Here is an 11,458-nt window from a genome sequence, read left to right as displayed (position 1 = left end):
GGAAGCTTAATGCGAAATTAATTAATATGGTCTAATTGTCATAATAGAAGGGGGGGCTGAATTTTACACGCATGCATTCTAAAATCACTTAAAGTGATGCTTCAATAATAATTCCAAAAATAATTGCGAGGTCTTATGATCTATCTTAAATTTGTAGGAATGGCATTGAAATTTGCAAATGAGCGAATTGGTTGAAATCGTTGATTCTCTCGAGAACAAGATTAGCAAAGTCCTGCATAAACTTGAGTTGCAGGCTCAGGCTAATTCTAAGCTGGAGCAGGAATTGCAAGTCTTGAAAGACAAGCTGGTGGAAGCCAATAAATCCGCCAAGGACTGGGAAGAAAAGTATGATTCCCTGAAGCTTGCAAATTCGATGCTGGGCAGTGATACTAATAAAACAGAAGCAAAGCTCAAAATAAATTCGCTGATCAGGGAGTTGGACCATTGCATATCACAACTCGCTGTTTAGCACACCGCTCTGAAATATGGCAGAAAGGCTTAAAATAAAGCTATCCATTGCAGACCGCGTATATCCCCTGACCATTGATCCGGCTCAGGAAGAAGGGTTGCGGAAGGCTGCCAAGAATATAGAGCAACTGGCCAGGAAGTTCGAACAGAATTACGCTGTGCGCGACAAGCAGGATGTTCTGGCTATGTGTGCCTTGCAATTTGCCTCGAAAGTGGAACAACGGGGCATTGATCAGCAGGAAGATACCAGGGAAGTAAACGCTCGCCTGCGGGCATTGGATGAACTGGTGAATTCCAAACTGAGCATAAAATAAGTTCTTTAACATAACATTTGTTACTGCCCACATTGGTAAATATTTTTTGACAAACTCAACACTATTACTTTTAAAAAGGGTGAGTTTAGATTGTAAAAGCATGCCTCCCAGTTAGAGGATCCTTGATCAGTTTGTTAGCCCTAAACCTGTTTATTGGAGTTTGTACAAAACTTCTGATCAATGTGGGCTTTTTTTGTATCAATTGCCTTAAGATCAATTTACTGTGGCTTGCCTGATGAAAGGTAACCGCAGAAAACGCATTGCCTTTTAGGCAGCTAAACTGTAAAGACAAATGGACATAACAACAATTTCAATCGCCGCAGCAGGTGGATTGATACTTGGATTTATCATCGCTAAGATCCTTGAAAAAGGAAAGGCTTCCAAGACCATTGGCCAGGCTAAGAAGGAAGCCAGTGCTATTCTTAAGAATGCCAAGATCGAAGGTGAGAGTATCAAAAAAGATAAGATCTTCCAGGCCAAGGAGAAGTTTTTAGAGATGAAGGCCGAGCACGAAAAGGTCATCATCAATAAAGACAAAAAGATTGCTGAGGCCGAAAAAAGGACCAGAGACAAGGAGTCTCAAATCAGCAGCGAACTGGCCAAAGCCAGAAGGAACAATGAAAAGCTGGAATCACAGCTTAAGGAAGTAGACCATAAAAAGGATTTCTACGAAAAAAAACAGGCCGAATTAGAGAAACTACACCAAAGCCAGGTTCAGCAACTTGAGGTAATTTCAGGCCTCTCGGCAGAAGAAGCCAAAGCACAACTTTTTGAATCATTGAAAGAAAAGGCCAAGGCAGATGCCATGTCCTATATGCAAAGCACGCTGGAAGAGGCAAAAATGTCTGCCCAGCAGGAAGCCAAGAAAATCGTAATTAACACCATTCAGCGTGTTGGTACAGAGGAGGCCATTGAGAATTGTGTTTCCGTGTTTAACCTGGAATCGGATGACGTAAAAGGTAGGATCATTGGCAGGGAAGGGCGCAATATCAGGGCCCTGGAATCGGCAACTGGAGTCGAGATCATTGTAGACGACACCCCGGAGGCGATCATTCTTTCCTGTTTTGATTCCGTTCGGAGAGAAGTAGCCCGCTTATCCCTGCACAAACTGGTGACAGATGGGCGTATCCACCCGGCCCGGATAGAGGAAGTGGTGCGCAAAACGGAGAAGCAAATTGAACAGGAAATAGTTGAAGTAGGAAAACGAACGGTGATCGACCTGGGTATCCATGGATTGCACCCGGAGTTGATTAAAACCGTGGGGCGCATGAAATACCGTTCTTCCTATGGGCAAAATCTCCTGCAGCACTCCAGGGAAGTTGCGAAGCTTTGTGGTATTATGGCTGCAGAATTAGGAGTCAATCCCAAACTGGCGAAAAGGGCCGGTCTTTTGCATGATATCGGGAAAGTACCTAATACGGAAGCTGAGGTGGAAACCCCGCACGCTATCCTCGGTATGCAGTGGGCTGAAAAATTTGGTGAAAAAGACGAGGTATGCAACGCTATTGGAGCCCACCACGATGAGATCGATATGAAATCCCTGATCGCCCCAATTGTACAGGTTTGTGATGCTATCAGTGGTGCGAGACCCGGGGCAAGGAGACAGGTGCTGGACAGCTACATTCAGCGATTGAAGGACCTGGAAGAAATTGCCTTCGGTTTTGGAGGGGTGCAGAAAGCTTATGCCATACAGGCTGGACGGGAATTGCGGGTTATCGTAGAAAGTGAAAAAGTGAGTGATGAGAAGGCCGCCCAGTTGTCTTTTGAAATATCTCAGAAAATACAGACAGACATGACTTATCCGGGACAGGTAAAGGTTACCGTTATTCGGGAAACCCGATCGGTTAATGTCGCTAAATAAACGTATAAGACTAGGGTCTATTCAAAAAAGGGGTTGGTTTACCAGCCCCTTTTTATTTGGGTATGATTGCCCAATCTGGAAATATTCCCTCGCTGATATCGAAAATAAGCGTTCCAAAATAGTAGGTCACCAGGCTTACCAGAATCACCCCTATCAGGTTAAGGACAAACCCGGTTTTGGCCATTTGAATCACCGTTAACCGCTTGCTCCCAAAAACGATTGCGTTGGGAGGGGTGGCCACGGGCAGCATAAAGGCCAGGGAGCCTGCAATGGTTGCGGGCAACATAAAAAGCAGGGGGTTTGTCTCAATACTTACGGCAAGGCCTGCCAGGATAGGCAACAGGGTTTCTACCGTAGCTGTGTTTGAAGTTACCTCGGTAAGAAATGTAACCAGCAGGCTTATGCACAGTATAAGCACTATTGGGGGCATGCCGCTAAGCCATTCCAGTTGTTGTCCAAACCATAAAGACAGTCCAGATTCTTTGAAGCCACTTGCCAGTGCAAAACCTCCGCCAAAAAGGAGGATGATTTCCCAGGGAATTTCCTCTGCAGCTTTCCAGTCCATTAAAAAAGTTCCCGGACTGGATTTCGAGGGTATTATAAAAAGAATTACGGCCACCAGAATGGCTACGGTTCCATCATTAAAAAATTCAGGCTGGTTGAAGAGTCCTGACCATCCCGGAATGGTGAATGAGCCGAGGACAATATCTGCCCTGAAAAACCAGAGAAGGGCAAGGCCTGCAAAGGCCACCAGTAATACCTTTTCTTCAAACCCTTTACTCCCCAGTTTTAAATAAGCCTCAGCGATTTCCTCTTTTCTAAGGCTTTTCCACTGAGTTTTGCGCTTCACGAAAATGAAATAGAGATACCCGAAAACCAGCCCAAAAAGCAATACAGTTATGGGGAAGGCATAAAAAAACCAGGTAGCAAAGGAAATTTCCGGAGCCTCCGGGAAATAAATGTAAAAGATCCGGGCAAAGGAAAGGTTTGGAGGAGTGCCGACCAGTGTGGCCACCCCGCCAATAGAAGCGCTGTAGGCTATACTTAATAGAAGCCCCACTGCAAAATGATTGACCAGGGCTTTGGTATTGATCTCTTCCAGTTTTGTGATGATGGATAGCAGGATGGGAACCATGAGCATGGCGGTTGCCGTATTTGAGATCCACATGGACAGAAATGCAGTGGCAAACATAAAGCCCAGTAATATACGTGCCGGACTGCTGCCAACAATTTTCAGGATTTTTAACGCAATACGCTTGTGCAGTCCCCATTTCTGTATGGCGAGGGCAACCAGGAAACCCCCAATAAAAAGGAAAATAACATGATTGAAATAAGTAGCAGAAACTTCCCTGCCATCCATAATGCCAAATGCCGGGAACAGTACAATTGGCAGCAGCGAGGTAATGGCAAGGGGAACAATCTCGGTAACCCACCATATGGCCATTAGAACAGCCACGGCCAGGGTATAGGTCAGAACAGGTTTATCAGGGTCCAGTTCCACGTAGGCAATCAAGTAGGCAGCAATAAAGGGAGCAGCAACAAATAAGAGATACCTGATGGCTTTTGCAGGATTGTCCGGGATGTATTTTCTTCCGGTAGGCATGTTAGCTAATCAAAGACATAATATTAAATATCCAATTTGTAAAGCAAGGGATTAAATGCTTTAGAGGCAACCATTACCTGATCACCTGGCTTTAGGTCGGTCACTTCCTCAGCTGTGGCTATTACCCTTACGGCCTGTTCCTGTACCAGTACATGCACCACATACATCAGATCTGCCTTTTCTATAGAGATGACCTTTCCGGTGAATTTGAATTTACCACTAAGCTGTTGCTTAAAAAATACTTCTGAAGGCTTGCCTTTTTTGACGACCCTGCCTTTTTCCATGACAAGGACCGTATCTGATAATCGGCTTATCTCACTGATATCATGACTAACCAGAAGTGTAGTCAACTCAAATTCCCTGTGTACCTTACCCAGGTATTCCTGGAGCTTCATCCGCATGGCCGGGTCCAAAGCAGACAGAGGTTCATCGAGTAGCAGTACTTTTGGTTCCTGAACCAAAGCCCTGGCTAAGGCAACCCTTTGTTTCTGTCCCCCTGAAAGGCTTGCAGGTTTCTGGTCCTGGAGTTCACCCAACTCTATCATTTCCAGCACCACATTGAGCAAATTGCCATTACCCCCCTTTTTCCTTGCGTATTCAAGGTTTTGCCTAACGGTCATATTCGGGAAAAGTGCAAAGTCCTGGAAAACATAGCCAATATTACGAAGTCCGGGTTTCAGGTTTACCCTTTTTGCAGAATCGAACCAGGGAGTATCCGAGACTGAAATAGATCCTTCATCTGGTTTCATCAATCCTGCCAGCATTCTCAGGGTAGAGGTCTTACCAACACCAGAAGGTCCATAAAGGGTTACCCACTCTCCCTTCTCAATATAAATATTGACCCTGAGGTCCATAACTCCACCTTCTGCCCGGAGACTTTTATGAATATCCAGTGAAATCATCTCCAGAATCTTTTTAGATACCCTCCGTTGATGAGGTAAACACTCATCAATACAATAAATGCGAGGACAAGCAGAAACAGTGAATAGGTGTGTGCTGTAGTGTAATTCAGAGCTTCCACTTCTTCATATATAGCAATGGAAGCCACCCGGGTTTTGTCCGGGATACTGCCCCCGATCATCAGGACCACGCCAAATTCACCAATGGTGTGGGCAAAGGAGAGTATAATCCCGGTTAGCAAGGCTGGTTTTATGTTGGGTAAACCCACTTTAATCAGGGTCTGCCATTTGGATTTACCCATAAGCAAGGAGGCCTCCAGCAGTGAATTTGGAAGACTGGAAAGCCCGGAATGAATAGGTTGCACCATAAAAGGAAGGCTGTAAATCACGGAAGCCAAAACCAATCCCGGGAAGGAGAAAACGAGCCTTATCCCCAGCCATTTGTCGATCCAGCTGCCCAAAAACTGCTCCGGGCCAAAGACTATCAGAAAATAAAAGCCAAGGACCGTTGGGGGCAGAACCAGAGGCATACTCACCAGAGTTTCAATCACGGGCTTAACCCAGGAAGTGGTTCTTGAAAGCCAGTAGCCCAGGGGTATGCCTACCAGTACCAGGATAAATGTAGTGGCCAGAGCAAGTTTAAGCGTTAAATAAAGGGGTCCCCAATCCATCATTCCTGAAGCATAATTTCATTAATCTTAACCAGGGCAGTTACCGGGTCTTTTACGGCCATGGGCCATCTTTCCCATGCAATTTTGCTTATAACAGACCTTATCTCGCCTACTTCGGTTTGTATGCTTACCTCACAAAAAAGATCTCCCACAAGCAGATTGCTAATTTTTCCCGGGATCCTGTTTACCAGGCTAATCTCTACCTCAGGATCGGCAGACAGGATGACTTCTGTTTCCTTGAAAAGGACATAAACCTCATTGTTTTTTTTGAGGTAGGCGGCTGTATCCGGGGTTTCAATTACTACAGCAGATACCACAATATCCTCTGAAAGTGCTACATCTACACGGGAGAGGTTACCGCTTGTTTTAATTTTGGCTATATGTCCCTTCAATTTATTCATCAGCTTTCAGGTACCCGTATTTTTCCAGAATTTGACGGGCCTTTTCACTTTTTAGAAAATTATGAAATTTTATGGCATTATTGAGCTGTTGCGTATCCTTATCGAGGATCAAAACACCCTGGGCAATGCTACTGTAAGTAGATTGGGGTAGCTTCAACCAGCTCCCTGTCCCCCGTACCTGCTCAGACAAAACAACCGATAGTGCCGTAAAACCTATTTCCGCTGCTCCTGTACGGATAAACTGGTTGGTCTGGGAAATGCTTTCACCGTAAACCAGCTTTGACGCTACTTCATTGTAGAGTCCTTTTTGCATAAGTACCTCTTTGGCCGCTCTTCCATAAGGAGCTACTTGTGGATTGGGAATAGCTATGTGAGATACCTGTTCTTGCCGTAGCGTTTCTAAGGATGGTTCTATACCTTCTTTGCATGTCCATAAAACCAGCTGCCCGTAAGCATAAGTTTCAGGTGGCCTATAACCCAAACCTTGCTTATACAGGTGTTCCGGGTATTGCAAGTTGGCGGAAAGAAAAATATCATAAGGAGCTCCGGCCATTATCTGGGCAGTCAGGGTACCTGAAGATCCGAGTATGATTTCCGTTTCAATTCCACTTTGTCTGCTAAATGCCTCTGTGACCTCGTCCATGGCAAATTGCATATTGGCAGCAGTTGCTATGACCAGTTTTTCCTTTCGCCCTGAATTTTTGCAGGAAACAGCGAGCAGGAAAATCACAAGGACAAAAAAGTAGCTGTATTTCATGTATTTCTGTAATTATAGCCTTGCCCTCTTCCTGGCTTTAAGAGCATAGACCATAGGTATTTTGTGACTCAGGTGTTTGATGCGGTAGCGGCCTGGCTCTTCTTCACGTGTGTTTTTAAAACAATCGTAAGGTGAATAATCATACTCTTCAAATAGAACAATCTCCAACCGGGCATTCAAAAGGCTGCTGAATACTTCACCCAACCCATGGTTCCAGGAAACAAGTTCCTGCTCCAGGGATGCATCCCGATCTGCATAAGTCCCGGATTCCGTTTCAATAATTGGGCGTGTATTAAAATAATCATATCCCACTTCTTTAAAATCGTCATCGAACATCCAGATTACCGGATGAAATTCAATGAAAAGCAATTCACCGCCTGGTTTGAGGAAGTGTGAGATCAGGGATGCCCATTTGTTCAAATCAGGGAGCCAGCCAATAGTGCCATAGGTGGTGTAGACCAGATCAAATTGTTCATCGAGGTGGGTAACCAGCTCATACAAGTCGCAACAAATAAAACGAGCTTCCAAGCCCGATTCCTCTGCAAGATCCCGGGCTTTTCCAATGGCTTTATCCGAAAGGTCTACTCCGGTTACATCGGCCCCTAAGCGCGCCAGGGATAGCGTATCCAGTCCAAAGTGGCACTGCAGGTGTAAGATTTTCTTGCCTTTAAGATCGCCCAGAAGGCCTATTTCGATTTCCTGAAGGGACGAATTCCCGCTCAGGAATCCCTTAACATCATAGAACTCAGATTGCAGGTGGACTTCCACCTTGTTGTTCCAGCCTTCCCTGTTTTGCCTGATATAATCTTTTCCGGGATTCACTCCAGAAAGATACAGCCATAGAACCTAAACTGCAATGGCTGTATTTGCCTGATGCTACATTTATTTTATTCCAGAACATAGATGTTCTTCTCTGCACAGATCTTTTTGAGCTCCTCAGGCCATACAGAAACGGTGACCTCACCAAGATGAGCAGTGCGTAACAAATACATGTAGGTGCGAGCCTGTCCGATGCCACCCCCAATGCTCAGGGGTATTTCATCATTGAGAATAGCCTGGTGGTAGGGGAGGCTCAGGAAATCCATTTGTCCGGATAATTCCAGCTGTTTGTTAAGACTGTCTTTGGTAACCCGAATACCCATGGAGCTCAACTCATGCCGTCTTCCCGTTACCGGATTGTAAACTAGAATATCACCGTTAAGACCATAATACTGTTTGCCATTCTTAGAGATAGTGGGGGTGATCCAGTCGTCATAATCGGCTGCGCGCATTTCATGCGGGTAACCGTCTTCCAGCAAAGCGCCTATACCTATAATGAAAACGGCGGGATACTTTTTGAGAAGTTCGGTCTCCCTTTCTTTGCGTGGCAGTTCAGGAAACATTTCGAGGATCTCCTCGGCGTGGATGAATTTAAGTTCTTCCGGGAAATCCGGGTATTTCGCAGTATTAAGTTCCGGGAACTTTTCCCTGGCCATCCGACCAGCATCCCTGATTACTGCCCATATCCTGCGTACTGTTTCCTTGAGATAGTCCAGGGTCCTGTCCTTTTCGATTATGCGTTTTTCCCAATCCCACTGGTCTACGTAAGAAGAGTGGTCGTGGTCCAGGAAGTAATCTTTTCGGATAGCGCGCATGTCTGTATTTATACCCTGACCTACTTCACACTGGAACTGGGCAAGGGCCATGCGTTTCCATTTGGTAGCAGCTTGTACTACCTGGGCCTCAATCCGTTTTTCCAGGCCGAGTCCCGCCGGGAACTCTACCGGGGTTCGGGAACCATCCCGATCCAGATAATCATTAACTCCGCTGTCTTTGCTTACGATCAGCGGCACTTGAACCATCTGGAGGTTTAATGCCCTGGCCAGCCCTTTTTCTATAAACTCTTTCACTTCATAGAGGGCTTCCATGCGCCTTAAAGGCGTCTGCAGGGCAGCATAATCCTTTGGTAATACTTCTTTGACAGCTTCATAAGTGCTGATGCCAGGTCCGGCAAGGTCTGATATCTTACTATTCATAGGTTTGGAATTTATTGCAGATTAGTTCCGGAATAACCACAAGAGGAGGTCCGGGAAATCCAGCTTAAATGTACAGAAATAGGATAGTAAAAAAGGTGATAAATCTCAGGTTTGGGATGTTTCTGATGCTGGATATAATAATCTGAAAAACAAAATATTAACTTAATAAATTGAGGTATTTTGGCTGGTGTCCGCTTTGTTATTCAAAGAGGTATGGGGAGCCACTGAATTACTATTCCAAAACTTATTTAGGGGGTATCTGAAAAACGAATCCTTTCTTCATCTAAATCCTGACTGAATTCGATACGGAAACCTTCTATTTTGGCTTTGAAGTAAGCAAAGAGCTTTATTGAATTTTTCTCTGCTTTTTTTTGGGTTGAAAAGTCTTTTTTGAGATAGGAGGGCAGGGCAAATAGGGTCCTTGGGTATTCATAAATGGTCATCTTTCCATCGTCATCAACCATTCCCCTTACCCAGAGCGGGTCCTGTGTTGGGCTATCTTTCAAGTACGCTATTGGATAATTCTTTTTTACATCACTGCTGTATTTCTTCAAAGCCGATAAGGAATCCGGTAGTTTCACATACACTTCAATATTTTCAGGATTCACCAGACATTCCTTGTTGTCCGTAAACACAAAGGTGAGCGGTTTTTTGCTATCCAAAATCCTGCCCAACCTGCCGGTGAAGTTTGAAAAATAACCAGTAGCCAATATCTCTGCCAGGGATTTTTTGTAGGACTTTAGATTTTCCCTGTAAAATACCAGGGCCAGCAGCAGTGAAAGGCCGGCACCCACCCCCAGTTCCACAAATTTGTTGGATAATAGCTCGAGGGGGACAATATCCTTAAGATAACCTTCATAGGAAGCTGCAGTGGGAACTACTGAAAAAATAAAATCCTTGAACGGAAAAAACTTAAAATTGACACTCATGATTAATCCTTGGTATTAGCCAAAAAAAATGGACTTCTACAAAAGAAAAGTCCATTCAATATAAGGATTATTTAAACAGCTTAACAGCTACACTAAGAGTAAGTTATACACTTCTTTGGAACTCTTTAAATAGTTTCGAAAAGCTGATCTGCCGATTTGCGGACTTTGGCCATTCCCTGGGTCTGGTCTTCTTTAGAGCGGTAGCCTGCCGTAGCCACTACTGCAGCAGTAAGTCCTTTTTCCTTTAACCCGAGGATCTCATCGTATTGCTCAGGTTCAAAACCTTCCATGGGACAGGAATCGATATGCAGTTCCGCACAGGCCGCCAGAAAGTTGCCTAAGGCAATATAAGTTTGTCTGGCCGTCCAGTTTTTTTGTGCTTCCGGACTCAATGATGTTAGTTTATCCTTCATAAAATCACCGTATCCCTTCAAATTCCCGACATCCAGATTTTGAGTGTTCGCCTTTAGTTCCAGGTAATCATCAATATCCGAGGCCTTAACCTGGGCGGTGTTGCAGAAAACAAAGAGGTGTGAAGCATCGGTGATTTGGGTTTGTCCCCAGGAGGCCTCTTTTAGTGTTTTTCTTATCTCATGATCTTCAATAACAAGAACTTTGTAGAGTTGCAGGCCGTAGGAAGAAGCGGATAATCTAATAGCCTCTTTGATCTTTTCCAGGTCCCCCGGGCTTATTTTACGGCTCGGGTCAAATTTTTTGGTGGCGTATCGCCAGTTTAAATTTTCTAATAGTTTCATAGCGTTAATGTTTTAGAGATTCATAGGAATTTCCATTAATAATATTTTGCTGGCGGTATTTGATTTTACATGTATTTCCGGAGTGTTCCAAAGCCCGAAGCCATCTCTCTTGCCAAGATTTTGCCCCTCAATTTCCACTTCCCCTTCAATCACAAATGCATAAACTCCGTTACCCTCTTTTTTCAGGGAATAACTCCCTTCCTTGCCGGCCTCAAAAGTTCCCATATGGAACCAGGAATCCTGGTGAATCCATACACCCTGGTCATTTGCATTTGGTGACAATACCTGGTAAAAGGCATTTTCTTTTTCAAGATCTCCAACCGTAATCTGATCATACCTGGGCGTTACATCTTTTTTATTGGGAAATACCCAGATCTGCAGGAATTTTACCGGCTTGTCCGGATTTTTGTTGTATTCGCTGTGGAAGATACCCGTGCCGGCGCTCATTACCTGAACATCCCCTTCACGGATAACCGTGGTATTGCCCATGCTATCCTTGTGTTCAAGGTCGCCCTCAAGGGGAATGGAGATGATCTCCATATTATCATGGGGGTGGGTTCCGAATCCCTTTCCCCCGGAGACGATATCATCATTCAATACACGGAGTACTCCAAAGTTCATACGATCCGGGTTGTAATAGTTTGCAAAACTAAAGGTGTGGTGGGAGTCAAGCCACCCGTGATTGGCATGCCCACGTGTTTCTGCTTTGTGTAATACGGTATTCATAGCTGTATTTTTATTAGTTGAATCTGTTTTGAAATTTGTGTTTTTTATAAACGCATCAT

General features: G+C 44.6%; 13 protein-coding genes and 1 other RNA gene. 4 read left to right on the top strand and 10 right to left on the bottom strand.

Annotated elements, in window-relative coordinates:
- The first annotated feature begins 178 nt into the window (after positions 1-178).
- The 4 genes from OO016_RS10505 (at position 179) to rny (ending at position 2,643) form a co-directional block, all read left to right on the top strand.
- A complete protein-coding gene (locus OO016_RS10505; RefSeq protein ID WP_266013415.1) occupies positions 179-469 on the top strand; it encodes a coiled-coil domain-containing protein in 291 nt (96 codons plus the stop codon).
- Positions 470-485: 16 nt separating this feature from the next.
- Entirely contained in the window at positions 486-782 is a 297-nt protein-coding gene (locus OO016_RS10500) for a cell division protein ZapA (protein ID WP_266013412.1), read from the top strand.
- Between the two features lie 53 nt (positions 783-835).
- Positions 836-944: non-coding RNA, 6S RNA (gene ssrS / locus OO016_RS10495), on the top strand.
- Between the two features lie 130 nt (positions 945-1,074).
- A complete protein-coding gene (gene rny / locus OO016_RS10490; RefSeq protein ID WP_266013409.1) occupies positions 1,075-2,643 on the top strand; it encodes a ribonuclease Y in 1,569 nt (522 codons plus the stop codon).
- 52 nt (positions 2,644-2,695) lie between these two features.
- Here the strand turns inward: rny and OO016_RS10485 are convergent, their stop codons facing one another.
- The 10 genes from OO016_RS10485 to OO016_RS10440 form a co-directional block, all read right to left on the bottom strand.
- Positions 2,696-4,246 (bottom strand): SLC13 family permease, encoded by a 1,551-nt coding sequence (locus tag OO016_RS10485; RefSeq protein ID WP_266013406.1) that lies wholly within the window; start codon positions 4,244-4,246, stop codon positions 2,696-2,698.
- Positions 4,247-4,269: 23 nt separating this feature from the next.
- On the bottom strand, positions 4,270-5,148 hold the full coding sequence (locus OO016_RS10480) for an ATP-binding cassette domain-containing protein (protein WP_266013404.1): 879 nt from the start codon (positions 5,146-5,148) through the stop codon (positions 4,270-4,272).
- Complete coding sequence (gene modB, locus OO016_RS10475) at positions 5,145-5,819, bottom strand: molybdate ABC transporter permease subunit (RefSeq protein ID WP_369413846.1); 675 nt, start codon at positions 5,817-5,819, stop codon at positions 5,145-5,147. The genes OO016_RS10480 and modB overlap by 4 nt, the downstream gene beginning before the upstream one ends.
- Positions 5,816-6,217 carry a TOBE domain-containing protein gene (locus OO016_RS10470; protein ID WP_266013401.1) on the bottom strand — a complete coding sequence of 134 codons (402 nt, stop codon included), beginning with the start codon at positions 6,215-6,217 and terminating at the stop codon, positions 5,816-5,818. The genes modB and OO016_RS10470 overlap by 4 nt, the downstream gene beginning before the upstream one ends.
- On the bottom strand, positions 6,210-6,974 hold the full coding sequence (modA, locus tag OO016_RS10465) for a molybdate ABC transporter substrate-binding protein (RefSeq protein ID WP_266013399.1): 765 nt from the start codon (positions 6,972-6,974) through the stop codon (positions 6,210-6,212). Before modA ends, OO016_RS10470 begins: the two co-directional genes overlap by 8 nt.
- Positions 6,975-6,986: 12 nt before the next feature.
- Positions 6,987-7,796 (bottom strand): class I SAM-dependent methyltransferase, encoded by an 810-nt coding sequence (locus tag OO016_RS10460; protein WP_266013396.1) that lies wholly within the window; start codon positions 7,794-7,796, stop codon positions 6,987-6,989.
- Positions 7,797-7,861: 65 nt separating this feature from the next.
- Complete coding sequence (locus OO016_RS10455) at positions 7,862-8,989, bottom strand: aspartate--ammonia ligase (protein ID WP_266013393.1); 1,128 nt, start codon at positions 8,987-8,989, stop codon at positions 7,862-7,864.
- 248 nt (positions 8,990-9,237) lie between these two features.
- Positions 9,238-9,918: an STING domain-containing protein gene (locus tag OO016_RS10450; protein WP_266013390.1), complete on the bottom strand. Its 681-nt coding sequence runs from the start codon at positions 9,916-9,918 to the stop codon at positions 9,238-9,240.
- A gap of 125 nt (positions 9,919-10,043) precedes the next feature.
- Positions 10,044-10,673, bottom strand: coding sequence for an NAD(P)H-dependent oxidoreductase (locus tag OO016_RS10445; RefSeq protein WP_266013387.1), 630 nt, complete (start codon positions 10,671-10,673; stop codon positions 10,044-10,046).
- A gap of 12 nt (positions 10,674-10,685) precedes the next feature.
- A complete protein-coding gene (locus OO016_RS10440) occupies positions 10,686-11,399 on the bottom strand; it encodes a pirin family protein (RefSeq protein WP_266013385.1) in 714 nt (237 codons plus the stop codon).
- Positions 11,400-11,458 lie beyond the last annotated feature (59 nt).

This window comes from Lentiprolixibacter aurantiacus, from assembly GCF_026241225.1.
Taxonomy (GTDB): domain Bacteria; phylum Bacteroidota; class Bacteroidia; order Flavobacteriales; family Flavobacteriaceae; genus Lentiprolixibacter; species Lentiprolixibacter aurantiacus.
Note: the sequence above shows the minus strand (reverse complement) of the source record. Positions and strands in the feature narration are given on the sequence as shown.